The 26,721-nt window shown below is 60.1% G+C and carries 19 protein-coding genes and 2 pseudogenes; 14 read left to right on the plus strand and 7 right to left on the minus strand.

What is annotated here, in order from left to right; all coding sequences use genetic code 11:
- Positions 1-204: 204 nt before the first annotated feature.
- Positions 205-372, minus strand: a pseudogene (locus tag F8N96_RS26630) (DUF3010 family protein); the annotation flags it as partial.
- A 243-nt stretch (positions 373-615) separates the two neighbouring features.
- On the opposite strand from F8N96_RS26630, the gene F8N96_RS26635 reads away from it, so the two are divergent.
- Entirely contained in the window at positions 616-1,587 is a 972-nt protein-coding gene (locus tag F8N96_RS26635; RefSeq protein ID WP_150800332.1) for a tyrosinase family protein, read from the plus strand.
- Between the two features lie 232 nt (positions 1,588-1,819).
- Here the strand turns inward: F8N96_RS26635 and F8N96_RS26640 are convergent, their stop codons facing one another.
- From F8N96_RS26640 to F8N96_RS26650, 3 genes and pseudogenes are all read right to left on the minus strand, one after another.
- Entirely contained in the window at positions 1,820-2,236 is a 417-nt protein-coding gene (locus tag F8N96_RS26640; RefSeq protein WP_150800333.1) for a DUF3010 family protein, read from the minus strand.
- Positions 2,237-2,268: 32 nt separating this feature from the next.
- Positions 2,269-2,499: pseudogene (locus F8N96_RS26645) on the minus strand (helix-turn-helix domain-containing protein); the annotation flags it as partial.
- Between the two features lie 10 nt (positions 2,500-2,509).
- On the minus strand, positions 2,510-2,911 hold the full coding sequence (locus tag F8N96_RS26650) for a lysozyme inhibitor LprI family protein (RefSeq protein ID WP_150800335.1): 402 nt from the start codon (positions 2,909-2,911) through the stop codon (positions 2,510-2,512).
- Between the two features lie 224 nt (positions 2,912-3,135).
- Here F8N96_RS26650 and F8N96_RS26660 point away from each other — a divergent pair, with 224 nt between their 5' ends.
- The 10 genes from F8N96_RS26660 to F8N96_RS26710 all read left to right on the plus strand — a co-directional run bounded on the left by F8N96_RS26660 (position 3,136) and on the right by F8N96_RS26710 (position 19,476).
- A complete protein-coding gene (locus tag F8N96_RS26660; protein ID WP_008033250.1) occupies positions 3,136-4,113 on the plus strand; it encodes a dipeptidase in 978 nt (325 codons plus the stop codon).
- 78 nt (positions 4,114-4,191) lie between these two features.
- Positions 4,192-4,722, plus strand: a complete 531-nt coding sequence (locus tag F8N96_RS26665) for a DUF5943 domain-containing protein (RefSeq protein WP_150800336.1) — start codon at positions 4,192-4,194, stop codon at positions 4,720-4,722.
- Positions 4,723-4,737: 15 nt separating this feature from the next.
- Positions 4,738-6,798 carry a dimethylglycine demethylation protein DgcA gene (dgcA, locus tag F8N96_RS26670; RefSeq protein ID WP_150800337.1) on the plus strand — a complete coding sequence of 687 codons (2,061 nt, stop codon included), beginning with the start codon at positions 4,738-4,740 and terminating at the stop codon, positions 6,796-6,798.
- A 185-nt stretch (positions 6,799-6,983) separates the two neighbouring features.
- Entirely contained in the window at positions 6,984-8,936 is a 1,953-nt protein-coding gene (gene dgcB / locus F8N96_RS26675) for a dimethylglycine demethylation protein DgcB (RefSeq protein WP_150800338.1), read from the plus strand.
- Positions 8,936-10,156 carry an electron transfer flavoprotein subunit alpha/FixB family protein gene (locus F8N96_RS26680; protein WP_150800339.1) on the plus strand — a complete coding sequence of 407 codons (1,221 nt, stop codon included), beginning with the start codon at positions 8,936-8,938 and terminating at the stop codon, positions 10,154-10,156. Before dgcB ends, F8N96_RS26680 begins: the two co-directional genes overlap by 1 nt.
- Before the next feature lie 15 nt (positions 10,157-10,171).
- Positions 10,172-10,942, plus strand: coding sequence for an electron transfer flavoprotein subunit beta (locus F8N96_RS26685; protein ID WP_150800340.1), 771 nt, complete (start codon positions 10,172-10,174; stop codon positions 10,940-10,942).
- Between the two features lie 124 nt (positions 10,943-11,066).
- Positions 11,067-11,633, plus strand: a complete 567-nt coding sequence (locus F8N96_RS26690) for a GNAT family N-acetyltransferase (protein WP_150800341.1) — start codon at positions 11,067-11,069, stop codon at positions 11,631-11,633.
- A 1,084-nt stretch (positions 11,634-12,717) separates the two neighbouring features.
- Positions 12,718-16,170: a GMC family oxidoreductase N-terminal domain-containing protein gene (locus F8N96_RS26695; protein WP_150800342.1), complete on the plus strand. Its 3,453-nt coding sequence runs from the start codon at positions 12,718-12,720 to the stop codon at positions 16,168-16,170.
- 159 nt (positions 16,171-16,329) lie between these two features.
- Positions 16,330-18,198, plus strand: a complete 1,869-nt coding sequence (locus F8N96_RS26705; protein WP_150800343.1) for a hypothetical protein — start codon at positions 16,330-16,332, stop codon at positions 18,196-18,198.
- 27 nt (positions 18,199-18,225) lie between these two features.
- Positions 18,226-19,476, plus strand: coding sequence for a metallophosphoesterase (locus F8N96_RS26710; protein WP_150800344.1), 1,251 nt, complete (start codon positions 18,226-18,228; stop codon positions 19,474-19,476).
- 120 nt (positions 19,477-19,596) lie between these two features.
- Here the strand turns inward: F8N96_RS26710 and gbcA are convergent, their stop codons facing one another.
- The gene (gene gbcA / locus F8N96_RS26715) at positions 19,597-20,892 is read right to left on the minus strand and encodes a glycine-betaine demethylase subunit GbcA (RefSeq protein ID WP_150800433.1); all 1,296 of its coding nucleotides are present in this window, start codon (positions 20,890-20,892) and stop codon (positions 19,597-19,599) included.
- A gap of 282 nt (positions 20,893-21,174) precedes the next feature.
- Here gbcA and gbcB point away from each other — a divergent pair, with 282 nt between their 5' ends.
- A complete protein-coding gene (gbcB, locus tag F8N96_RS26725) occupies positions 21,175-22,275 on the plus strand; it encodes a glycine-betaine demethylase subunit GbcB (protein WP_150800345.1) in 1,101 nt (366 codons plus the stop codon).
- 186 nt (positions 22,276-22,461) lie between these two features.
- On the opposite strand, the gene F8N96_RS26730 is transcribed toward gbcB, so the two are convergent.
- The gene (locus F8N96_RS26730) at positions 22,462-22,995 is read right to left on the minus strand and encodes an REP-associated tyrosine transposase (RefSeq protein WP_150800346.1); all 534 of its coding nucleotides are present in this window, start codon (positions 22,993-22,995) and stop codon (positions 22,462-22,464) included.
- Between the two features lie 294 nt (positions 22,996-23,289).
- Complete coding sequence (locus F8N96_RS26735; protein WP_150800347.1) at positions 23,290-24,330, minus strand: low specificity L-threonine aldolase; 1,041 nt, start codon at positions 24,328-24,330, stop codon at positions 23,290-23,292.
- Positions 24,331-24,453: 123 nt separating this feature from the next.
- Between F8N96_RS26735 and F8N96_RS26740 the strand changes: the two genes are divergently transcribed.
- Positions 24,454-25,170: a TraX family protein gene (locus F8N96_RS26740; protein WP_150800348.1), complete on the plus strand. Its 717-nt coding sequence runs from the start codon at positions 24,454-24,456 to the stop codon at positions 25,168-25,170.
- 283 nt (positions 25,171-25,453) lie between these two features.
- Positions 25,454-26,707 (plus strand): serine hydroxymethyltransferase, encoded by a 1,254-nt coding sequence (gene glyA / locus F8N96_RS26745; RefSeq protein ID WP_064680165.1) that lies wholly within the window; start codon positions 25,454-25,456, stop codon positions 26,705-26,707.
- The last annotated feature ends 14 nt before the right edge of the window (positions 26,708-26,721 follow it).

Raw genomic sequence — 26,721 nt, forward strand, 5'->3', positions numbered from 1 at the left:
TCTACATCACAGGCACAAAGCCTAAGGAGCTGCACGGCTTCCAGGTCCCTCCCTCGATGATCAGTCGAGAACTATCGCTCCTGATGGAGCGATAGTCGAGATACAAGGAGCTGGCTTGCCAGCGAAGAGGCCATCACATTCAACATCGATGTTGACTGTTACGCCGCCTTCGCTGGCAAGCCAGCTCCTACAGGATGTGTGTCGTTACTTTTTCATCAACGCCGAACACGCCGCCTTGTATGCCTCATGCTGATACTTGTTCAACGTCCCCGGCAGCTCAAAATCGAACTTCTTGTTCTGCGCATTGATCGTCTGCGGCGACAACAGCGTCACCTCGCAATTCTCCAGCAACTGGAAGACCCCTTTTGATTTCGATACCGCAGATATTCATGAACTGATGTCCCTATGAGCGAACCGCAAAGCCTTGATGTTGACGTAGTCGAGGCATGAAATTATCCCAAGGCGTGGTAGCCGCGAACCCTCGACCGTTGGTCGGCAAACCACGTTGACCTATCATTTCTGAGAGTAGACGCCTATCGCTGCCACCCTTATTTTTATCGGTGCCAGGCCCATTTCAGGGACATCAGTTCTGGTATCACTTAAGGATCAAGTCAGATGAAACTTCGGAAAAATATTCGATCGTTGAGCAGTGTTGAAAAACAGAAATTTGTCGCTGCCTGTCTTCAGCTCAAGGCGACAGGGCAATACGATCGGTACGTGCATCAGCATCATCACGTCATGGTACCCACCGTTCTACCCCATGAGCCGAATGACCCCAATTACAGAAACGGTGCACATCGGGGGCCCTCTTTCCTGCCCTGGCATCGAGCCTTCCTGCTTCAGTTTGAAGCGGACCTTCAGGCCATCGACTCTTCGATCACTATTCCCTATTGGGACTGGACGCAGGATTTCGCCGATCCGCTGAACTCTCCGGTGTGGAAAGACGACTTCATGGGCGGTAATGGTGTGGAGAGCGACGAATGGCGGGTGGCGAGCGGGCCTTTTGCCTACAAGAACGGGGAGTGGCACGTTCCGTCATATCCTGATGACGGTCTGCCAGGGCCTGGATTGAAGCGACAGTTCAGTCTGGTGGTGAATTCCTTGCCAACCCCTGAAGATCTGCAGATGGCCATGCGCGAAAGTCTGTATGACACGCCGCCGTATGACTCCAGTCATTGCGTGCGCGGTTTCAGAAACCGCCTGGAGGGCTGGATCACCCAACGAGGCGACCCTCAGGTCACAACCTCGAGTTCCCAGTTGCATAATCGGGTTCATCTTTGGGTGGGGGGCAACATGTTGCCGATGACTTCTCCAGATGACCCGGTGTTCTTTCTTCATCATTGTTTCGTCGACAAAGTCTGGGCCGACTGGCAAGCGCGGATGGTGCGAGACAATGGTCAATGGGCACCACACTACGCGCCACTGCAGAATGGCCCCGAGGGCCACAATTACCATGACGTGCTCAAACCCTGGACGCTGAAGATCAGCGAAGTCATGGACATTGACGCGTTGGATTACGAGTACGAGCAGGCATCAGATTCGCTGGTGGTACCACAGCGGGTCAATCAATCGCCCTGCTTGGCATGACACGGGTCAAATCAATTAATCGATGAGTGGGGCAAGCGGCCCGCAGGCAGCGACAACTCAAGAGAATGTGTCGACGTGGGAATCGCCGAAGGCCCTTGTCGTGTTGCTCTATCTCTTACAGCTCTAGCTGGCGTTGATACTATTTTTGAGGCTTGTCCGGGAAGAGGAAGGCACATTCGAAATCATTGTCGACTGATACTCCGTCTTCGCGGGCAAGCCTCGCTCCTACCCGTTACTTCTTCATCAGTACCGAACACGCGGCTTTGTAAGCCTCATGCTGATACTTGTTCAACGTCGCCGGCAGCTCAAAATCGAACTTCTTGTTCTGCGCATTGATCGTCTGCGGCGACAACAGCGTCACCTCGCAATTCTCCAGCAACTGGAAAACCCCTTCGATCTTGAACGTGGTCGGCCCACCGGCAAATTCGCCTTTCTTGCTGCGTTTCTTGATCGCGATCCGATCGATGGAATGCTCACGCACAAACGACGCCACCTGAGCCGCAAACACTTTGACGTTTGCCGCCTCGTCGTCATCCTCCAAGGCAATTTTTTTGGTGGCCAGGGCGACATGGCTCAGCGCCAGACCGTCGAGGGAGGCCAACGCGATAATCGCTTCGCTGCCTTTGATTTCGATGCCGCAGATGTTCATTTCAATCCCTTTTTCCGATGCTGGCGTACAGGTTACAGCTCTAACTGGTTGGCGGTGATGCCAAACGCCGCGGCAATTTTCTCACGGGTCGCCCTGCGAGGCTTGGCGACGGTTTCTTGCTGGGCGAAGGCCGGCTGGGAAATGCCCATGCGTTTGGCCACTTCGTCCTGTGTAAGGCTGAGGTGTTCGCGCCAGGCGCGAATAGGCGTTGCACCGTCAACGATAAGGCTGACTACTTCGTGAGGGATCAAATTATTCTCCATGCTTATGTTCTTACTCCTGCCCGATCGACTCCAAAAACTCCGACCGCTCATCGCTCATCCGTGCCACGCAATCATTCTGCGCAATGGTGAACGCCTTGCTGCCACTGGTCGCCGGGAACGCCTCCAGTGCGCAATCCGCGTCCCGGGTCTTCAGCCACTGTTGCTGGGCCGCCTTGAGCCTGGTGGTGACGTCGGTCAGTTGCGCCGGGTTCTTGCCGTAGAGCATCTGCAGGCGCTCGGTCAGGCTTTTGTAGTTTTCACTCAGCAGGTCTTCGGCAGTGGTTCTGCTGTAGGCCGAGCATTCCAGGGTCTGGATTTCGTTTTCGACGGCATCGCAGGGGTTGTCGTCGGCCTCTTCAGCCGCCTGCGCGCCGGTCGCTATCAATGCCAAAGCCAGAAAGATCGATTTCATCGCGTCGCCGCCCCTAAATCCAGTGATGCGATGGATTCTCGCGTATGCGGACGGGCTTGAACAGGTCGCTTATCCGGCCGGCTGACGACCCTTTGTCGCGGATTGACGCTTTCGGCAATTCCCCTGTCGTTTTTGCACCCGGCTGCCAGTGCACCGAGGCATATGCTGGCCCCAAAGCGCCGGCACACGATTCGGCGCATGAATCGCCAATAGGGGACAGCCTGATGAGCCCAGCCGAATTGCACGCCGACAGCATCGTTATCGACGGGCTGATTATTGCCAAGTGGAACCGCGAGCTGTTTGAAGACATGCGCAAGGGCGGTCTGACCGCGGCCAACTGCACCGTGTCGGTGTGGGAGGGCTTCCAGGCCACCGTCAACAACATCGCCGCCAGCCAGAAACTGATCCGCGAGAACAGCGACCTGGTGATTCCGGTGCGTACCACCGCTGATATCCGCAAGGCCAAAGAGCAGGGCAAGACCGGCATCCTCTTCGGTTTCCAGAATGCCCACGCGTTTGAAGACCAGATCGGCTACGTCGAGGTGTTCAAGCAACTGGGCGTCGGTATTGTGCAGATGTGCTACAACACCCAGAACCTGGTCGGTACCGGTTGCTACGAGCGTGATGGCGGCCTGTCGGGCTTCGGTCGCGAAATCGTCGCCGAGATGAACCGCGTCGGCGTCATGTGCGACCTGTCCCACGTCGGCTCCAAGACCTCCGAGGAAGTCATCCTCGAATCGAAGAAGCCGGTCTGCTACTCCCATTGCCTGCCGTCGGGCCTGAAAATCCACCCGCGCAACAAGTCCGATGAAGAGCTTAAGTTTATTGCTGACCACGGCGGTTTCGTCGGCGTGACCATGTTCGCCCCGTTCCTGGCCAAGGGCATCGATTCGACCATCGACGATTACGCCGAAGCCATCGAATACACCATGAACATCGTCGGCGAAGACGCCATCGGCATCGGCACCGACTTCACCCAGGGCCATGGCCAGGACTTCTTCGAATACCTGACCCATGACAAGGGCTACGCCCGCCGCCTGACCAGCTTCGGCAAGATCATCAACCCGCTGGGCATCCGCACCGTTGGCGAGTTCCCGAACCTGACCGAAACCCTGCTCAAGCGCGGCCATTCCGAGCGCGTGGTGCGCAAGATCATGGGCGAGAACTGGGTCAACGTGCTCAAAGACGTCTGGGGCGAATAAGCCACTGCACTTCTGAATCCTTTCCTGCGGCCATCCGCGCCGCAGGCAACACCAAAATTTTTCTGGAGTTAAGTTTCCATGGCCAAGATCGCCCCGCAATTACCTATCGAAGTCGACAGCGAGACCGGTGTCTGGACTTCCGACGCCCTGCCGATGCTGTACGTACCGCGACATTTCTTCGTCAACAACCACATGGGCATCGAGGAAGTGCTGGGCGCCGACGCCTACGCCGACATCCTCTACAAGGCCGGCTACAAGTCCGCCTGGCACTGGTGTGAAAAAGAAGCCGAGTGCCATGGCCTGGAAGGCGTCGCGGTGTTCGAACACTACATGAAGCGCCTGTCGCAACGCGGCTGGGGGCTGTTCAAGATCCAGGATATCGACCTCGACAAAGGCACCGCCAGCGTCAAGCTCGAACACTCCGCATTCGTCTACGTGTACGGCAAGGTCGGGCGCAAGGTCGACTACATGTTCACTGGCTGGTTTGCCGGTGCCATGGACCAGATTCTGCAAGCCCGCGGCAGCAAGATCCGCACCGTTGCCGAACAAGTCTACGGTGGCTCCGAAGAAGGCCACGACGACGGTTTGTTCACCGTCAAGCCGTTGTAAGTCGAGGATCCCGCCATGGCTTTCGAAGCAATGTTCCAGCCGATCCAGATCGGCAAACTGACCATCCGCAACCGCGTGCTCAGCACCGCGCATGCCGAGGTCTACGCGACCGACGGTGGCATGACCACCGAGCGGTACGTCAAGTATTACGAAGAGAAAGCCAAGGGCGGGATCGGCCTGGCGATTTGCGGTGGTTCCTCCGTGGTGGCCATCGACAGCCCGCAGGAATGGTGGAGTTCGGTGAACCTCTCCACCGACCGCATCATTCCGCACTTCCAGAATCTCGCCGACGCCATGCACAAGCACGGCGCCAAGATCATGATCCAGATTACCCACATGGGCCGCCGCTCGCGTTGGGACGGCTTTAACTGGCCGACGCTGATGTCGCCTTCGGGCGTGCGCGAGCCGGTGCACCGTGCCACCTGCAAAACCATCGAGCCGGAAGAAATCTGGCGGGTGATCGGTAACTACGCGCAGGCCGCACGCCGGGCCAAGGCCGGGGGGCTGGATGGCGTCGAACTGTCCGCTGTGCACCAGCACATGATCGACCAGTTCTGGAGCCCGCGCGTCAACAAGCGTACCGATGAATGGGGCGGCAGTTTCGAAAATCGCATGCGGTTCGGCCTGGAAGTGCTCAAGGCCGTGCGTGCCGAAGTCGGGCCGGATTTCTGCGTCGGCATCCGTCTGTGCGGTGACGAATTCCACCCGGACGGCTTGTCCCATGAGGACATGAAACAGATCGCCAAGTATTACGACGACACCGGCATGCTGGACTTCATCGGCGTCGTGGGTTCGGGTTGCGACACCCACAACACCCTGGCCAACGTGATTCCGAACATGAGTTATCCACCGGAGCCGTTCCTGCACCTGGCGGCCGGTATCAAGGAAGTGGTCAAGGCGCCGGTGTTGCACGCGCAGAACATCAAGGACCCGAACCAGGCGACCCGTATCCTGGAAGGCGGTTACGTCGACATGGTCGGCATGACCCGTGCCCACATCGCCGACCCGCACCTGATCGCCAAGATCAAAATGGGCCAGATTGACCAGATCAAACAATGCGTCGGCGCCAACTACTGCATCGACCGGCAATACCAGGGCCTGGATGTGCTGTGCATCCAGAACGCTGCGACCTCCCGCGAGTACATGGGCCTGCCGCACATCATTGAGAAGACTACCGGCGTGAAACGCAAGGTCGTGGTGGTCGGCGCCGGCCCTGCGGGGATGGAAGCCGCTCGTGTGGCCGCCGAACGAGGCCACGATGTGACCCTGTTCGAGAAAAAGGAATTCATCGGCGGGCAGATCACCACCGCGTCGAAAGCCCCGCAACGGGACCAGATCGCCGGTATCACGCGCTGGTACCAGCTGGAACTGGCGAGGTTGAAAGTCGACCTGCGCCTGGGCGTGGCGGCCGATGCGCCGACCATTCTCGACCTGCGTCCGGATGTGGTGGTGCTCGCCGTCGGCGGTCATTCCTACCTGGAGCAGAACGAGCACTGGGGCGCGGCCGAAGGTCTGGTGGTCAGCAGCTGGGACATCCTCGATGGCAAGGTGGCGCCGGGCAAGAACGTGCTGGTCTATGACACCATTTGCGAATTCACCGGCATGTCGGCGGCCGACTTCCTGGCCGACAAAGGCAGCCAGGTCGAAATCGTCACCGACGACATCAAGCCCGGCGTGGCGATTGGCGGCACCTCGTTCCCGACCTACTACCGCAGCATGTACCCCAAAGAAGTGATCATGACCGGCGACATGATGCTGGAGAAGGTCTACCGCGAAGGCGACAAGCTGATCGCGGTACTGGAAAACGAATACACCGGCGCCAAAGAGGAGCGGGTGGTGGACCAGGTGGTCGTCGAAAACGGCGTGCGCCCGGACGAAGAGATCTACTACGCGATGAAGGAAGGTTCACGCAACAAAGGCCAGATCGACGTCGAAGCCTTGTTTGCGATCAAGCCGCAACCTTCGTTGAGCCAACCGGGCGACGGCTACTTGCTGTTCCGCATCGGCGACTGCGTGGCCCAGCGGAACATTCACGCCGCCATCTATGACGCACTGCGGCTGTGCAAGGATTTCTAAGAGCTTGTGGATAACCCTTGTAGGAGCGAGCTTGCTCGCGATGGACGTGAACGATGACGCGGGGAGTCTGTTTTAACGCGACGTTCTCAGGTTTTTCGCGAGCAAGCTCGCTCCTACACAGGGCATCGGGCAAGGCATCCAGGTAGTTTGGCCTGCAAGACCGTGCGGTCTTTGGGAGCTCCACCATGTTGAACACCCTTCTTCCAATCCTGTTGTTCGCTGCCCTGGGCCTGGCTGTCCTGGGCGCGTTGCGGCGGGTGGCCATGTGGCGTCGGGGCCGGGCTTCGAAAGTCGACCTGATCGGCGGCTTATTTGCCATGCCCAAGCGCTACATGGTCGACTTGCACCATGTTGTCGCGCGGGACAAATACATCGCCAATACCCACGTCGCCACGGCAGGCGGCGCGGTAGCGTCCATCGTACTGGCGATTCTGGTTCACGGTTTTGGCCTGCATAACCGCATCCTCGGTTATGCGCTGCTGTTGATGACGGCCGTGATGTTCGTCGGGGCGATTTTTGTCTACCTGCGTCGCCGCAACCCACCGGCCCGCTTGTCCAAAGGCCCGTGGATGCGCCTGCCGAAAAGCCTGTTGGCGTTCTCGGTCAGCTTCTTCCTGTTGACCCTGCCGGTTGCCGGCATCCTTCCGGAAAACTTCGGCGGCTGGGTAGTGGCGGCGATCCTCGGCGTCGGTGTGCTGTGGGGCGTCTCGGAATTATTCTTCGGCATGACCTGGGGCGGGCCGATGAAGCACGCCTTCGCCGGCGCATTGCACCTGGCCTGGCACCGTCGCGCCGAGCGTTTTGGCGGTGGTCGTTCCACCGGTTTGAAGCCGCTGGATCTGAATGACCCGAACGCGCCGCTGGGCGTGGAAAAACCCAAGGATTTCACCTGGAACCAGTTGCTCGGCTTCGACGCCTGTGTGCAGTGCGGTAAATGCGAAGCCGCGTGCCCGGCATTCGCCGCCGGCCAGCCGCTGAACCCGAAAAAACTGATCCAGGACATGGTGGTCGGCCTTGCGGGTGGCACCGACGCCAAGTTCGCCGGCAGCCCCTATCCCGGCAAAGCCATTGGCGAGCACGCCGGCAACCCGCATCAACCGATCGTCAACGGCCTGGTGGACGCCGAAACGCTGTGGTCCTGCACCACCTGCCGCGCCTGCGTCGAGGAATGCCCGATGATGATCGAGCACGTCGATGCCATCGTCGACATGCGCCGCCATCTGACCCTGGAAAAAGGCGCGACCCCGAACAAGGGCGCCGAAGTCCTGGAGAACCTGATCGCCACCGACAACCCTGGCGGCTTCGCCCCGGGCGGGCGGATGAACTGGGCGGCGGACTTGAACCTGGACCTGCTCAGCGAGAAGAAGTCGGTCGACGTGCTGTTCTGGGTCGGCGACGGAGCCTTCGACATGCGTAACCAGCGCACCTTGCGCGCCTTCGTCAAAGTGCTGAAAGCGGCCAAGGTCAACTTCGCGGTACTGGGGCTCGAAGAACGCGACAGCGGTGACGTGGCGCGACGCCTGGGCGACGAAGCGACCTTCCAGCTGTTGGCCAAACGCAACATCCAGACCCTGGCCAAATACAGCTTCAACCGCATCGTCACCTGCGACCCGCACAGCTTCCACGTGCTGAAAAACGAGTACGGCGCTTTCGACGGCAACTACCTTGTGCAGCACCACAGCACCTACATGGCGGAAATCATCGGCGCTGGCGCCCTGAACCTCGGCCAACACAAAGGCAGCAGTGTGACGTATCACGACCCGTGCTACCTCGGTCGCTACAACGGCGAATACGAGGCACCGCGTGAAGTGCTGCGCGCCCTCGGGATTGAAGTGAAAGAGATGCAACGCTCCGGTTTCCGCTCGCGCTGCTGCGGTGGTGGCGGCGGTGCGCCGATCACCGACATTCCGGGCAAGCAGCGGATCCCCGACATGCGCATGGACGACATCCGCGAAACCGGCGCCGAACTGGTGGCCGTGGGTTGTCCACAATGTACCGCGATGCTTGAAGGTGTGGTCGAACCCCGTCCGCTGATCAAGGACATCGCCGAACTGGTCGCCGATGCCTTGCTCGAAGACGCTGCCCCGAGCAAACCCAATGCGCCGGCCAAACGTGAAGAACCTGCGGAGGCCCACTGATGAGCGACATTATCCGCCGCGACCCACGCGCCGAATGGATCGCCCGCAACCGCCTGCATCCGCTGCATGCGGCGATGCAACCGGTGCAACACAGCTGGATGGGGCCTAATGGCGTCATCCGCAAGAATCCCCATGGCATCGGTTTCATCGGTCCCAACGGCATCAAGCGCATCGACCGCAGCGGCGCCCAGCAGGGCGGGGCGAGCAAACGCTCGGCCGCGGTTGAAGTGCAATTGCCGTTGCATCAGGTGCCTGCACCCGCGTTCTACATCAGCGTGGTGCCGGACATGGTCGGTGGCCGCTTGAGCAGCCACGACCGCGACTTGCTGGGCCTCGCTCACCAATTGGCGGGCAAGGATGGCGCGGTATTGGCCGTGGTCTTTGGCGAACACAAGGAAAATGCCTTTGCCACCGCGGGCGTCGATCGCCTGTTGGTGCTGGAAGGTGAGGAATTCAGCGGTTATGCACCGGAACAACGGGTCCAGGGCCTGCGGGCTGTGGATAACCAGTTCAGCCCGCGTCATTGGCTGCTGCCTGACAGCCGCAGTGGCGGCGGGGAACTGGGTCGACGCTTTGCCGCAGCATTGGGCGAACGCCCGGCGACGCGGGTCTGGCAGGTCAAGGATCAGGCGTGCATCGGCCGCGCTGGTGCTGGCTTGCAAGACCTCGCACGTCCGGTTGCGCGCTTGATTCTGGCCGCCGTGGAATGCGCCGAGCCGGTCAGCGAAACCCGTCACGAAGTTTTGCCCGTGGAGTTATCCACAGCCGTCGCCCGTAGTCTGTCGCGCATCGAAGACTTGGGCGCGGTGGCAGTCGATCCGGCGGCCATTCCGATGGCCGAAGCCGAGTTCATTTTCTCCGGCGGCAATGGGGTCAAGGACTGGGCACTTTTCCACAGGACCGCCGAAGCGTTGGGCGCGACCGAAGGCGCCTCCCGAGTGGCGGTGGATGACGGCTTCATGGCCCGCGACCGCCAAGTCGGCGCGTCCGGCACCTGGGTTACCGCGCGGGTCTACGTGGCGGTGGGGATTTCCGGGGCGATCCAGCACCTGCAAGGCATCGGTGCCTGCGACAAGGTGGTGGCGATCAACCTCGACCCTGGCTGCGACATGATCAAACGGGCCGACCTGTCGGTGATCGGCGAGAGCGCCGAGATACTTCAAGCCTTGATCGCGGCGGTAGAGGCTTACCGCAACGAAGCCAGGCGCGATGCGGCTTAAGGGAAGGAAAGGGTTATGAGCACGAAAATCATCAGCCTGGTGTCCATCGGCGCCCACCCGACCTCCGGCCGGCCGCGTCGCGCGGAGCAGGATGCGCGGGCGGTGGAACTGGGGTTGCAACTGGCTGGGGATAACCTGCAAGTGCTGCATGCCGGCGACGTCGCGGAACCGGCGCTGCGCGCTTATCTGGGCATGGGCCTGGAACAGCTGCATGTGCTGGAACAACCGGTCGGCGCCGATGCATTGCCCGCATTGACCGCCTATCTGCGTGAAACCGGTGCCCAGGTCGTATTGACCGGCAGCCAGGCGGAAACCGGCGAAGGCTCGGGGATGCTGCCATTCCTGCTGGCGGAAAGTCTGGGCTGGCCGCTGGTGGTGGGGCTGGCTCAGGTCGAATCCATCGACGGCAGCTCGGCCTTGGTGCTGCAAGCCTTGCCCCGGGGTCAGCGCCGTCGGTTGAAAGTGCGCTTGCCGTTTCTCGCGACTGTGGATAACGCCGCGCCCAAGCCTCGGCAGAGCGCCTACGGCCCGGCTCGGCGAGGGGTGCTGCAGGCGGATGAAGTTGAAGTGGTCGATGACGAGTTGCTGGCTGTTGCGACGCTGCAACCGGCCAAACCACGGCCCAAACGCCTGAAGGTGATCAAGGCCAAGAGCGGTGCGGACCGGATGAAGGCGGCCACGGCCAAGGCCAGTGGCGGCGGTGGGCAGGTGCTTAAAGGCGTCACGGCGCAAGCAGGTGCGGAAGCAATTCTCAAATTGCTGATCGAAGAAGGCGTGGTCCGCTAGTCAACACTAACACAGATCTAAATGTGGGAGCGAGCCCGCTCGCGAAGGCGGTGGATCAGTCAGCCTCATCGGCGACTGACCCACCGCTTTCGCGAGCGGGCTCGCTCCCACAGGGGGAAAAGCAATGACAGTTGAATTTCGTTCCGCCGTGCGTGCGGATGCGCGGGAAATTGCGCGTTTGTTTCAGATCACATCAGAAGGGGCTGCGGATTATATCTGGAGCCAATTGGCACAGCCCGGCCAGGATCTGCTGGACGTCGGCGCCAACCGATATGCCCGTGACGACGTGGACTTCTCCTGGCAGAACTGCCTTATCGCACAGGCGAACGACCAGATCATTGGCATGATGCACAGCTACGTGATGCGTCACGATCCGCTGGCTACGCCGGTGACCGATCCGGTCCTGGCGCCCTACGCGACGATGGAAATTCCCGACACCCTCTACATTTCCAGCCTGGCGCTGCATGAGGGCTGGCGCAATCAGGGGCTGGGCAAGCAATTCCTCGCTTACGCCTATGACCGTGCCAACCAGCTCGGCCTCAACGGCTTGAGCCTGATCGACTACGCGGCAAACACCGGCGCCCGCCGGTTTTACGAGCGCAATGGCTTCCGTATCGTCGATACCTGCCAGATCACGCCGCACCCGATGATTCGGGTCACGGGTGAAGCCTATCTGATGTACCGGCCGTAGCCGTTACCCACAACCCCCTGTAGGAGCTGGCTTGCCAGCGAAAGCGGCGGCACATTCAATATTAATGGTGACTGATACACCTTCGCTGGCAAGCCAGCTCCTACAGGGATCATTTACCCACAATCCCTGTTAGCGCTTCTGTGGATAACATGTTCGCCCCTCGCTGCACCCCATGTAAAACAAGCCCTGCAACCCTTCGTACAAAAAACAACCAGCCTAACTCACGGCTTTCTCGAGCTTTTTCCAGAGGATAAGTTTACTGGCAGGCTTCTACTTGCCCCCAATCTCTGTTGGCGCTTCTGTGGATAAGATGTTTGCTGTCGGCTGCAGGCTATATAAACCGGGCTTGTCAGGCGTCTGATTAAAAAACAGTCAAATCGGCGTTTTATTCTGGAATACCTGCTCAAAGCCCGATTTATCGCGGGTTTCCGTGGTTTTCCACAGAGCGGCCATAGTTGCCCCCAAAGTCTGTTGGCGCTTCTGTGGATAAGGTGTTCGCCATCCTCTGGGGGCCTGGTAAATCGTGGCTTACAGGCTTTAGATCAAAAACTAACCAATAGACGCCAGGAACCCTGATTTCGGATAAGTCACGGATTTTCTTCGCATTCTGTGAATAAAATTTCCCCCGATTGCACACTTGTCCCCATTAGCTGTGGGTGGAGTTGTGGATAACTTGTTCGCCAAACCCTGCAAGCCACGGTCCGCATAGGCCTGAACGCAATAGATCAGATTTCATACAGTTCTAAGGCCTGTCTTGACTTCAACCAGTCACCTGTCTTCACTCACAGGGCACAAGGACAGCCGTCACTTATCCACATCCGGTTCAGGGAGAACGCGCGATGGATAGCCAGCAACATTCTTCGCCTCCGATTTCCTGCACCACTTGCGTTCCGGCGCCCGCGACTTCGTTGCGTAGACGAATCCATCGCCGGGCCGCGAATCAGCGTGCCCGTCTATAGCGCTTGCCCCTTCCAATGACACCGGCTTGCTGCCGCTGAGTTCACTCAGTGGCCAGGTATCCGCTCGCCCATCGATTGCAGGCAACCGCAGAGTTGCCCTATCTGCCTGACAGAGGACAAGTCTCATGACACGGATCGCAACGCCCATCAGCGAGATCAAGGAACATTACGACGTGATCGTCATAGGCTCGGGTTATGGCGGCGGGATCGCCGCTTCACGCCTGTCCCGCGCCGGCAAGCGGGTCTGCCTGCTGGAGCGTGGTCGCGAAATGCAGCCCGGTGAATACCCCAACACGATGTTGGCGGCCACCGAAGAATTACAGGTGCATGACCCGGACGGCCACATCGGCTCGCGCACCGGTTTGTTTGACCTGCACGTCAACGCGCAGCAGAACGTGGTGGTCGGTTGCGGCCTGGGCGGGACCTCGCTGATCAACGCCAACGTCGCCCTGGAACCGGAACCCGGGGTGTTCGACGATCCGCGCTGGCCGCTGGCGGTGCGTGAACACCGCGACACCTTGCTCAAGGAGGGGTATGCCCGGGCTCGGGAAATGCTCAAGCCCACTCCCTACCCGAGCACCTCACCGGTATTGCCGAAACTCGAAGCCAACCGGAAGTCGGCGGATTACCTCAAGCAAGGCGCGCATTTCTACCGGCCGCCGATCAACGTGACCTTCGACAAGCTGCCGAACAATCTCAACCATGTCGGCGTCGAGCAATTGCCTTGCAACCATTGCGGCGACTGCGTCTCGGGCTGCAACAACAAGGCGAAGAACACTACGCTGATGAACTATCTGCCGGACGCCTGGAACCACGGCGCGGAGATTTTCTGCCAGGCCCAAGTGCGGCATCTGGAGCGAGAGGGCGATGGCTGGATCGTGCACTTCCAGTACCTGGACAGTGGTCGCGAGAAGTTCTCGGCGCCGACGTTGTTCGTCAAAGCCGACATCGTGGTCGTTTCCGCCGGCACCCTGGGGTCGACAGAGATTCTCCTGCGCTCCCGGGACAAAGGCCTGGCGATGTCCGGCCAGCTCGGCGAGCACATGAGCGGTAATGGCGACATCCTCGGGTTTGGCCACAATTGTGAACAGCCGATCAATGGCATTGGATTCGGCGCACATCCGGCCAAGGAGCTGCAACCGGTCGGGCCGTGCATCACCTCGGTCATCGACATGCGTACCGAAGGTGACTGGCGCAGCCGCATGGTCATCGAAGAAGGCTCGATCCCCGGCGCCCTGGGTCGACCAATGGTGCCAAGCATGGCAGGCTTCGCCGAGCTGATCGGCCAACCCACCGACGACAGTTTTACCGGCAAGTTGAAGTACAAGGAGCGTGAAGCCGAAAGTTTCCTGCGCGGCCCGTACTACGGTGCGCTGCACAACATGCAGACCTACCTGATCATGAGCCACGACGACGGCAAGGGGCGGATGGTGCTGGACAGCAAGGATCAGCTGCGCATCGACTGGCCGGGTGTTGGTGAGCAGGAAAACGTCAAGATCGGCAATGAGCGGCTGCATCTGAGCACCAAGGCGCTGGGCGGGATCTGGGTCGAAAACCCGATATGGACCACGCTGCTCCAGCACAGCATCGTGTCGGTTCACCCCTTGGGCGGTTGCGTCATGGGAGAAGACGCGGGGCAGGGCGTGGTCAATCACAAGGGCCAGGTGTTCAGCGGCGACGCCGGCACCGACGTGTATGCGAGTTTGTACGTGACCGACGGCGCAGTGATTCCGACGTCCCTGGCGGTCAACCCGCTGCTGACCATCTCCGCTGTAAGCGAACGCAACATGAGCCTGCTGGCCACCGATCGCGGGTGGCGGATCGACTACACACTGCCGTCAGCGCCACGCAAACAAGTGGCAGCGCCAACCCTTGGCGTGCAGTTCACCGAAACCATGAAAGGCTATTTCTCCCGCGCCTTCACCCCGGCACAAAGCACCGACCTGAAAGTGTATGAAGCCGCAGCCAAGCGCGGCGAGACCGATAACTCGCCAATCGACTTCACCCTCACCATCACCGCCGCCGATCTCAACCGCATGATCAAGGAACCGGAACATGCGGCCACCCTGGTCGGCACGGTCAGCGCGCCGAGCCTGTCACCGCAGCCTCTGACCGCTAGCAACGGCGTGTTCAACCTGTTCGAGCAGTACCAGCAACAGGTCGGCGTACGCCATATGAACTACGACATGAAGCTGACCGCCGAGGACGGCAACGACTATTTTTTCAGTGCGTTCAAAACCGTGCCCGAAGACAACGGCGTGCTGAACATCTGGCATGACACCAGCACCCTCTATGTGACGCTCTATCGCGGACCGGACAAGACTGGCGAGGTCATTGGCACCGGGGTGATGCACATCCATCCGACCGATTTCGCCAAGCAGATGACCACCATGAAGGTGCTCAACGCGCGCAACGAACGCGAACGCATTGAAGGCCTGGCGCGGTTCGGCAAGTTCTTCGCCGGGATTCTCTGGGAGAGTTACGGCGGGGTGTTTGCGGGCGACATCTACTTCAATCCGGACGCGCCGCCACGGCTGAAGCGGCCGCTGGATGCGCCGACGCCAGTGGTGCATTTCTTCGAGACCGAAGACCGCGTCGAGTTGCGCCTGACCCGCTATCAGGGCGGCAGCAAGGGCCCGGTGATGCTGGTTCACGGCCTGGGTGTGGGCTCGAATATTTTCTCCACCGATACCATCCAGACCAACCTGCTGGAATACCTGTGCAAGCACGAATATGACGTCTGGCTCCTGGATTTACGGGTCAGCATCCTGCTGCCGGCGAGCAAGCAGGAGTGGAATGGCGACCAGATCGCCCAATACGACTTCAAGGCCGCCATCGCGCAGATCCAGCAAGCGACTCAGGCGTCGGACGTGCAATGCGTGGTGCATTGCTACGGCGCGACGACCTTCTTCATGTCGTTGCTGGCCGGACTGCAGGGCGTGCGTTCGGTGGTCTGTTCGCAAATTGCCGCCGACACGGTGGTTGCCGCGGCCACCGGGCTCAAGGCCGGTTTGCACCTGCCGGGGATGCTCGATGCGATCGGCATCAAATCCCTCACGGCGTACGCCGACAACAGGGAGAACTGGTTCAACAAACTCTATGACAAGGCCCTCAATGGCTACGCGCGGATCGAGGCCCAAGGCTATTGCACCAACCCGGTGTGCCACCGCATCACCTTCATGTATGCATCGCTGTACCGCCACGACACGCTCAACGAAACCTTGCACGACAACCTGCACGAGCTGTTCGGCGAGTCGAACATGCACACCTTCGAGCACCTGGCGCTGATCGTGCGCAAAGGGCATCTGGTGGACTTCAAGGGCGAGGATGTCTACATGCCGCACATCGACCGGCTGAGCATGCCGATCTGCTTCATCAGCGGGGCGGACAACCAGTGCTACCTGCCGCAAAGCACGCTCAAGACTTACGAACGGGTGTGCAAGGTGCATGGTCCGGAGCGTTACAGCCGGCATGTGGTGCCGGGGTATGGCCATATCGATTGCATGTTCGGCAAGGATGCCGTGGTCGATGTGTACCCGATCATCCTGCAACACCTGGAGAAAACCGCCCTCGGCTAATACCCGCGGTGGCTGGAGATTTGTCGCATAACCTGTGGGAGCGAGCCTGCTCGCGAAAGCGGTGTATCAAACGACGGTGATGTTGACTGCGCCGCCGCCTTCGCGAGCAGGCTCGCTCCCACAGTGGATTGTGTTCAGGATTAGAAGGAAATGGATGACATGGACAGCTACATCCGCTGGTTTCAACGCTTCATCTGGCTAGGCATCGTGATGAACATGGTCTTCGCGATCCCGGCGCTGTTCGCCCCGGCGTTGCTGACCTCGATGCTCGGCCTGCCGCCGCAACTCTCCGATCCCTGGCTGGAAAACGCCGGCATGCTGCTGGTCGGCATTAGCGTGTTCTACATGCCATCGGGCTTCAACGCGCCGCGGTTCGTGGTGCATTCCTGGTTGTGCGTGCTGACCCGTCTGATCGCCGTGGTGTTCTGGATCTACCTGATCAACACCAGCAGCCAGGCACCGGTGTTCGTGCCGATGCTGATGGGCGATCTGAGCATGTTCCTGATCCTGGGGATATTGCTGTACCTGGGCAGCACACCGGCCAATCGGCCGTTGGCATTGCTCTGTGACGGCTGGCGCGAATGGCGTGCAGGTTGGGCGCTGCGCTGGCAACGGCACAGCTTCAAGGTCGGCACGTTGATCGTGGTGGCGCTGCTTGGATTCATCGGTTACCAAACCTGGTACCAGATGCTGCGGGTGGTGCCGGCCGAGAAATACGCCTCCGACGAAGACCATTACAAATACGCCGCCATCGGTCTGGGCATCGAAGCGCGCATCCCTTACTACTTGTTCGCCGTGCTGCCGCAGATGTGCCCGCAGAAGCTGCCCAAGCCCGGTGGCTATGAAGTTTTCGGTTTCCTCTATGAAAACGGCAAGGACCTGCCCATCGGCATGGCCAGGCGCCAGATCGGCTACCCCACCGTGGAGCCCAACTGCGCCCTGTGCCACACCGGTTCCTACCGCGCCACTGCCAGCGACGTCGCCACAGCCGTAGCCACTGCGCCGGCCAACACCCTGCAACTGCAGGCCTTCCAATGGTTTGCCTACGATTGCGCCAGCGACCCGACATTCACCACCGACGCGGTCATGACCGCGATCAACGGCAAGTTCCAGCTCGGGTTTTTCGAGCGGCTGTACAACCGTTACCTGATCATCCCGATGGCCAGGAGCGCCTTGCTCAAACAGAAACAGGCCTACGCCTGGCAGAAGCTGCGTCCGCCACAAGGACCCGGTCGCACCGATACCTTCAACCCGACGAAAATGGTGGTGTTCGGCTTCCCGGATGACTCGACCATCGGCACCGTCGACCTGCCGCAAGTGTGGAACCAGAAACCCCGGGAATCGTTGTACTTGCACTGGGACGGCAACAACAACGACATCCACGAACGCAACTACGCAGCGGCCATGGCCGTGGGCGCGACGCCGGAATCGGTGCTGCCGGACAGCTTCAATCGCGTGACCAATTGGTTGCTGGCGACCAAGCCGCCCGCCTGGCCGTTCGCGCTGGATCAGGCCAAGGTTGCCCAAGGCAAGCCGATCTGGGACCAGAACTGCGCCGCTTGCCATGACTTCGGTCGCACCGACACCGGACAGGTCACCACGAGTATCGACGAACTGGGCACCGACCCCCATCGCCTGGACTCGTTTACCACGGGGCTGGTGGCCGCCTTCCACACCTTCAAGAAACCGCCGTTCGACTTCAACGCCTATCGCAAGACCCAGAGCTACAGCAACACGCCGACCGATGGCATCTGGCTGCGCGCTCCCTACCTGCATAACGGTTCGGTGCCGACCCTGTGGGATTTGCTGCAAGCACCGGAACAGCGGCCACAGGTGTTCTTCACCGGTTCCGACGTGTACGACCAGGACAAGGTCGGCTTCGTCACCAGCGGCGCCCAGGCGAAAGCCTCGGCCGACTTCAAATACGACACGCGTCTGGAAGGCAATCACAACAGCGGCCACCTGTATGGCACGCAGTTGTCGGACGTCGATAAACGGGCGCTCATCGAGTTCATGAAAACCCTGTGATCCCACTACGGATGGAGGAATGCGAACATGTCATTAGCCGCTCATTGGGAACATGAATACGACAAGGTCAAAGTGCGCCTGCACGGCCTGCTCACCCGGCTGGAAATGGCCTGGAAGAAGCGGGTCAGCGAACTCGAACCCGAGGAGTTCCAGGCCATCGTCGCGCTGTTGCAACGGGGTCATGATCAGGCGCAGTACGTGCTCAAGCACGGTGACCTGCCGGACGACCAGCCGAGCGTGCCCTGGGAGTTGTCCCACGGTTTGTCGATCCTGCACATCGGCAACGCGAGTCCCTTGCCGCAATCGGTAGAAGAGTTGCAAACCCGGGTGCTCAAGGACGGCAGCCTGCTGGGGTGTCGTAAATGGGAACTGCTGGACTTGTTGTGGAGCGAGGCCCTGCTCAAGTGGATCGAAAACCTGCGTCATCACGCCCCGTTCGCCACCAACCCGGCGCTGATGCGAATGGACAGCGACGTGGTGCTGGCGATCGCCGGCGACTGGGGCACCGGGCCGTTCGACAGCCATGCCCCGGCAGTGGCGGTGGCCAATCAGATGCAACTGGCCCAGGCCGATTTCACCATTCACCTGGGGGATGTGTATTACGCCGGCACCCATTCCCAGGAAGACGTCGACATGGTCGGCTGGCCGATGGGCAAACATGGCTCGTTTACCCTCAACTCCAATCACGAGATGTACAGCGGCGCCCATGGTTACTTCAAGGAACTGGCCAAGCGTTTCCCGGCGCAGCAGGGCACCAGCTATTTCGCGTTGTACAACGACGACTGGCTGGTGGTCGGGCTCGATACCGCGTATGCCTCGGACGCCATCAACCTGTACATGGACGGCACGCTGAACCAGCAGCAGATCGACTGGATGAAAGGCCTGCCGCTGCGCAAGAAGATCATGGTGCTCAGTCATCACCAGGGGTTCGATATTTCCGGGCACAACAAGACGGCGCTGTACCAGCCGGTATGTGACGCGCTGGGCCGGGAGCCGGATTACTGGTATTGGGGGCATTTGCACAATGGCATCTGCTACGCCGCCCAGGGCGGGCTGCATGCGCGTTGTGCCGGGCATGGGGCGATTCCCTATGGTAACGCCAGTGAACTGGACGGCCATTCGCGGGTGTTGTGGTCGGAAACGCAAAATGCGCGGGATGAGGCGTACCCGGATCGGGTGTTGAATGGTTATGTGAAGGTGCGGCTGGTGGGGGAAAGCATTATTGAGGAGTTTGTTGGGGAGGATGGGTCGGTGCGGTGGTCTTCAGCAGCTCAATGATCGTTCCCACGCTCTGCGTGGGAATGCAGCCAGGGACGCTCCGCGTCCCTTTGCCGCGTGACGCAGAGCGTCACAGGAGGCATTCCCACGCAGAGCGTGGGAACGATCAGTCGGGTGGAGTCAGCCTTGAACTGGAACGCCTTTGAGGTAAGGCGCAGGCTCAGCCCCAAGGTTATTCAGCAACCGCTCGCTGTACCAGTCCACAAAATTCACCACACCAAACTCATAGGTCTTGGAATAAGGTCCTGGCTGGTACGCCGTGGAGTTGATCCCGCGCTGGTTCTCTTCGGCCAGGCGACGGTCCTGGTCGTTGGTCGCATCCCAGACCTGGCGCATGCGCTCCACGTCGTAGTCCACGCCTTCGACCGCGTCCTTGTGCACGACCCACTTGGTGGTGACCATGGTTTCCTGGGCGCTGATCGGCCACACCGTGAAGACGATGATATGGTCGCCCATGCAGTGGTTCCACGAATGCGGCAGGTGCAGGATACGCATCGAGCCCAGGTCCGGGTTCTTGATGCGGCCCATGAGTTTGGCGCAACCCTGCTTGCCGTCCAAGGTCATCGACACGGTGCCCTTGAGCAGCGGCATGCGCACGATACGGTTACGCAGGCCAAAGCTGGCGTGAGCGTAAGGGATTTTTTCGGCTTCCCAGGCGGCGGCGGAGGCGGCGACGTGGTCCTTGAACGCCTGGTCGGCCCGCGGGTCGGTGACGTCGTCCCATTCCAGCAGGGTTTTGAGCAGTTCCGGGTGCGAGGCGTTGCAGTGGTAGCACTCGCGGTTGTTCTCCAGCACCAGCTTCCAGTTGGCCTTTTCCATCAAGGTGGTGGTAATCGCCACCTTGGTGTTCTCCATGTCGTACGGTTCCATGTAATGGTTCAGTGTCGCCAGGAAGTCATCGATGGCTGGCGGGGTCGAAGACAGGCTGATGAAAATGTAGCCGCCGGCGGTCTTCACGTTCACCGGCTTGAGGCCGTATTGCTTCATGTCGAAGTCGGCGCCCATTTCGGTGCCGGCGAACAGCAGGCGACCGTCCAGCTCGTAGGTCCACTGGTGGTAGTGGCAGACCAGCTTGGCGACCTTGCCTTTTTCACTGGTGCACAGCCGCGAACCACGGTGACGACAGACGTTGTGGAACGCATGCACCACACCTTCGGCGCCGCGGATCACGATGATCGGGTTCTTGCCGATTTGCAGGGTCAGGTAGTTGCCTTTGGCCGGGATCTCGCAGGTCATGCCGGCGATCAACCACTCTTTCTGGAAGATTTCCTGCATGTCGATATCAAACAGCCGCTCGTCAGAGTAAAACGGCTGCGGCAGCGAGAAAGTACGCTCGCGCTCTTGCAGCATCTGCGCGGTGGCCTTGCGTGCGGGTTCCAGCGGATCGCCCAGGCTGATTTTTGCGGTGACGTCCATCGTTTTGATCCTCATGGCCATTCTGTGTGGCCGGCGAATAGTGGCTGATACGGTTGCTACGCAAGACACAAACAGCATTTATCTGTTGTGGCGAGTGTGGGGCCGGCGCTGCCGGGAACCTTATCCATGGGCGACATGGCCCAATCTGTTCCCGACGCGCAACCCCCGGTAGTTGGGGGCTGGTCGCGATAAGTATGTGAATGTCGCAGATAGGTAAATGGGTGGTTCGCGGTATACGCAGAATCGCCAACATAAGGCCGACCATCGGCGGTGGAGAACAGCATGTCCAACAGCTTCCTGAATCCGGTAACCACCCAGACCTGGGCCAATGGCCGACATATCGTCCGTTGCGTCAAAGTCATCCAGGAAACCTGGGATGTGCGCACCTTCTGCTTCATGGCCGACCAGCCGATCCTGTTCTTTTTCAAGCCCGGGCAGTTTGTCACCCTGGAGCTGGAAATCGAAGGCGTGCCGATCATGCGCTCCTACACCATTTCCAGCTCGCCGTCGGTGCCGTACAGCTTTTCGGTGACCATCAAGCGCGTGCCGGGCGGCAAGGTTTCCAACTGGTTGCACGACACCCTGCACGAAGGCCAGGAACTGGCGGTGCACGGACCGGTCGGGCTGTTCAACGCCATGGACTTCACCGCGCCGAAAGTGCTGTACCTCAGCGGCGGCGTCGGCATCACGCCGGTCATGTCGATGGCGCGCTGGTTCTACGACACCAACGGCAACGTCGACATGGTGTTTATCCACAGCGCCCGTTCGCCCAAAGACATCATTTACCACCGCGAGCTGGAACACATGGCGTCGCGGATCGACAACTTCAGCCTGCACCTGATCTGCGAGAAGCATGGCCTGGGTGAACCATGGGCCGGTTATCGCGGTTACCTGAACCAGAAGATGCTCGAGTTGATGACGCCGGACTTCATGGAGCGCGAAGTGTTCTGCTGCGGCCCGACGCCGTACATGAATGCGGTGAAGCGCATGCTCGAAACGATCGGCTTCGACATGTCGCGTTATCACGAGGAGTCTTTCGGCGCCACGCCGCCGGAAGCCCGCGCCGATGCGGTGGAGCAAGCCGAAATCGCCGCAGACGCACCGGACATCGACGCGGCGGACCTGCATCAGGTGGAGTTCACGGCGTCCGGCAAGAGCATTCGTGTTGCACCGGGGGAAACCGTTCACGCCGCTGCCGCCAAGTTGGGCCTGTTGATTCCGAAAGCGTGCGGGATGGGGATCTGCGGGACATGCAAGGTGATGAAACTGGGTGGCGAGGTCGACATGGACCACAACGGCGGGATCACCGAGGAAGACGAAGCCGAAGGGTTCATCCTGTCGTGCTGCAGCGTGCCGAAGGGCGACGTTCGTATCGAGTTTTGATGGTTGCACAGTAACCCTGTAGGAGCTGTTGATCGTTCCCACGCTCCGCGTGGGAACGCCGCCCGTGACGCTCTGCGTCACAACGGTGTCGGGCTCTGCGCCAGCGGTGAAGCTGGAACGCGGAGCGCCCCTGGATGCATTCCCACGCGGACGGTTCGACGCCTCGACGTGGGAACAATCAACGGCTCAGAACCAGCGTTGAATTTCGATTAGTCCTTCCATGCCCGCGTAATTACGGGCACTTGAATACCTCCAGTGCTCCGGCATATCCACATAGCCACGCTTCACCGGGTTGTAGTGGATGTAATCCAGTTTCTGGCGCATCACTGTTTCGCTGTACACCATCTCCGTGTGTGAGCCTTCTTGCCACAGCTGATACACCCGATCTTTCTTATGAGCACGCTTGCTGAAGCGCAGTCGTTGCAAAGCGCGCTCAGCGCCTTTGTCTCGCAGATCATCGATAATTTGCCGAGCGGTAAAGGATTTGAACTGGCTGAGGCTTTTGCCGAGATCCGGAGCTTCGGCAACAAAGTGCAGATGATTTTCCAGAACCACATAGCCATACAGTTTTAGATCTTGATGCATCTGCTGATAGCGCCAGCAGTTGAGCAAATGATCGACGATGTAGGGGCGAACGAACAGCGGGAGCCATTCCATGATCGTGCAGGTCATGAAGTGGGGTTTGTCAGGTTCTGTAATGGTGTAGCGACTACGGCCCATGGGATTCGTCCTTGAATCTTGTGGTGCGGGAGAGAGGAGCGCGGAGCGTCCCGGGAGACGTTCCCACGCGGAGCGTGGGAACGATCAGATTGCGGGGGTTTTTATGAGGTGGCTAGGCGTCAACTTCTGAAAGAAACGTAGGATTCATGATCATTCCCACGCTCCGCGTGGGAATGCATCCCGTGACGCTCTGCGTCACAACGGTGTCTGGCTCTGCGCCGAGGGTGAGGCTGGAACGCGGAGCGTCCCGGGAGACGTTCCCACGCGAAGCGTGGGAACGATCATGCGGCGGAATTAGCGGGCCATCACTTCACGAATATCCGCCGCCAATTCCCGCACACGCTCTTCTTCGGTGTCCCACGAGCACATGAAGCGTGCGCCGCCGTTGCCGATGAAGGTGTAGAAGCGCCAGCCCTTGGCGGTCAATGCGGCGATCGCCGGTTCCGAGAGTTGCAGGAATACGCCGTTGGCCTGCACCGGGAACATCAGTTCCACGCCCGCAATGTCGCTGACCAGTTCCGCCAGCAATTGGGCGCAGTGGTTGGCGTGGCGGGCGTATTTGAGCCAGGCGTCGTTTTCCAGGATCCCGACCCACGGGGCCGAGAGGAAGCGCATTTTGGAAGCCAGCTGGCCTGCCTGTTTGCATCGGTAGTCAAAGTCTTCGGCCAGTTTGTGATTGAAGAACAGGATGGCCTCACCGACCGCCATGCCGTTTTTCGTACCGCCAAAGCACAACACATCGACACCGGCCTTCCAGGTCAGGTCAGCGGGTGAGCAGCCAAGGAATGCGCAGGCATTGGAGAAGCGTGCGCCGTCCATGTGCAGGTTCAGGCCCAGTTCCTTGCAGGTGACGCTGATGGCGCGGATTTCTTCGGGGGTGTAGACGCTGCCGACTTCGGTGGCCTGGGTCAGGGTCACGACGCGCGGTTTCGGGTAGTGGATGTCCTGGCGCTTGAGGGCGATTTCGCGGATCGATTCCGGGGTCAGCTTGCCGTTTTCGGTGCGGGCGACGAGCAATTTGGAGCCGTTGGAGAAGAACTCCGGCGCGCCGCATTCGTCGGTTTCGACGTGGGCGGTTTCCGAGCAGATCACGCTGTGGTAACTCTGGCACAGCGACGACAGGGCCAGGGAGTTGGCGGCGGTGCCGTTGAAGGCGAAAAACACTTCGCAGTCGGTTTCGAACAGTTTGCGGAATTGATCAGCCGCGCGGGCGGTCCATTCATCGTCGCCATACGCGCGCTGGTGGCCGTGGTTGGCCTGTTCCATGGCCGCCCAGGCTTCAGGGCAGATACCGGAGTAGTTGTCGCTGGCGAATTGTTGGCTCTTGTCGGTCATGGCCGGCTTCCGTGATCGAGACTCTTATGGTGAAGAGCCTCGTGGTCAATGATGGTGCGCACTCTACCGAAGGTCGTCCGGGGAGCGCACGGGATCTTTCTGTCAGAAAAATACAGGGCAATTATGCACATGACTCAACGGGACGGTGCACTGGATCTGCTGAAGTGGCTGGCACTGTTGAGCATGGTGCTCGATCATCTGCGATATATCGGTTATTCCGTCGATATTCTGTATGTGCCGGGGCGTCTGGCGTTCCCGTGGTTCTGCCTGGCGATGGCGGCCAATCTGTCGCGCACCCGAAGCGTCACGACCGACGGCCATTGGCGGTATCTGGGGTGGTTGTTGCTGTTCAGCGCCGCCAGTGAAATTCCCTACCGACTGTTCATTCCTGACCCCGACACCTTCAATGTGCTGCCCACGCTGGCCTTGGGCCTGCTGGTGGCTCGTGGCTGGCAGCAACCACTGCTGCAATCGCGACTGCTGGCGGCCGCTGCAGTGGTGTTGGCGGCACTGTTCCCGGAGCGACTGATGTTCGGCTTTTTTGGGGTGATGTTGCCGTTGGTGATGCTGCTGGTGATCAGGCAGCCCTGGTATTACAGCCTGTTGCCGGGATTGATCTGCCTGGGAGCCAATCAATGGGAAGTGCTGTATTACTCGGCCCGGCTCGGCAACCGTGCAGCCCTCCTCGGCATCGCCGTTTGTCTGATCGCGCCATTGCTGGGGCTGGTCTTGTTGCGACATGCCCGAGGCGTCCAGCCACCGCCGATGCGGCGTTGGGCGTATGCCTTGTATCCACTGCATTTCTTACTGCTGCTACTCATCCGCAAGCTCGCCGCCTGACCCTGTAGGAGCTGGCTTGCCAGCGAAGGCGGCGTGTCAGTTAGTACATGTGTCGACTGACACACCGCTTTCGCTGGCAAGCCAGCTCCTACAAGGTTCTCTGCTGAATTGGAGATTGTGTTCGGTGTGCCAATTCAGGCCATGTCGTAAACGCACCTTTGCGTGGCGTCCGTAGGCATTTGGCGTGTCTGCGCCGGCCATACCATCGCATTCAAAGGGCACTGCCGAAACGCCAGTGCCTCACCGAGACGAATGGCGCACCACCGCCGCTGGGAGAGACGCGATGTTCAGCAAGCAAGACCAGATCAAAGGCTACGACGATGCACTGCTGGCGGCGATGAATGCCGAGGAACAACGCCAGGAAGATCACATCGAGCTGATCGCGTCAGAGAACTACACCAGCAAACGCGTCATGGAAGCGCAAGGCAGTGGTCTGACCAACAAATACGCCGAAGGCTATCCGGGCAAGCGCTACTACGGTGGCTGCGAGCACGTCGACAAGGTCGAAGCGCTGGCCATCGAACGCGCCAAGCAACTGTTCGGTGCCGATTACGCCAACGTCCAGCCGCACTCCGGTTCCTCGGCCAACAGCGCCGTGTACCTGGCCCTGCTGCAAGCCGGCGACACCATTCTGGGCATGAGCCTGGCCCACGGCGGTCACCTGACCCACGGCGCCAAGGTTTCGTCCTCGGGCAAGCTGTACAACGCCGTGCAGTACGGCATCGACACCAAGACCGGCCTGATCGATTACGACGAAGTCGAGCGCCTGGCGGTCGAGTGCAAGCCGAAGATGATCGTTGCCGGCTTCTCTGCCTACTCCAAGACCCTGGACTTCCCACGCTTCCGTCAGATCGCCGACAAGGTCGGTGCCCTGCTGTTCGTCGACATGGCCCACGTCGCCGGCCTGGTCGCTGCAGGTCTGTACCCGAATCCGCTGCCGTACGCCGATGTGGTCACCACCACCACCCACAAGACCCTGCGCGGTCCGCGTGGCGGTCTGATCCTGTGCAAGTCCAACGAAGAAATCGAGAAGAAGCTCAACGCGGCAGTCTTCCCGGGTGCCCAGGGCGGCCCGCTGATGCACGTGATCGCTGGTAAAGCGGTGTGCTTCAAGGAAGCGTTGGAGCCTGGCTTCAAGGCCTATCAGCAACAAGTGATCGACAACGCCCAGGCCATGGCCGGCGTATTTATCAAACGCGGCTACGATGTAGTGTCCGGCGGTACCGATAACCACCTGTTCCTGGTCAGCCTGATCCGTCAGGGCCTCACCGGCAAAGAGGCGGATGCAGCACTCGGTCGCGCCCACATCACCGTGAACAAGAACGCTGTCCCGAACGATCCACAATCGCCGTTCGTGACCTCCGGCCTGCGCATCGGCACCCCGGCGGTAACCACCCGCGGCTTCAAGGTGACCCAGTGCGTGGAACTGGCCGGCTGGATCTGCGACATCCTCGACAATCTCGGCGACGCCGATGTCGAAGCCAATGTCGCCCAGCAAGTGTCGGCACTGTGCGCGGACTTCCCGGTTTATCGCTGAGCGCGGTTTTGGAG

It is taken from the genome of Pseudomonas fluorescens, from assembly GCF_902497855.1.
GTDB classification, from domain to species: Bacteria; Pseudomonadota; Gammaproteobacteria; order Pseudomonadales; family Pseudomonadaceae; genus Aquipseudomonas; species Aquipseudomonas fluorescens_BI.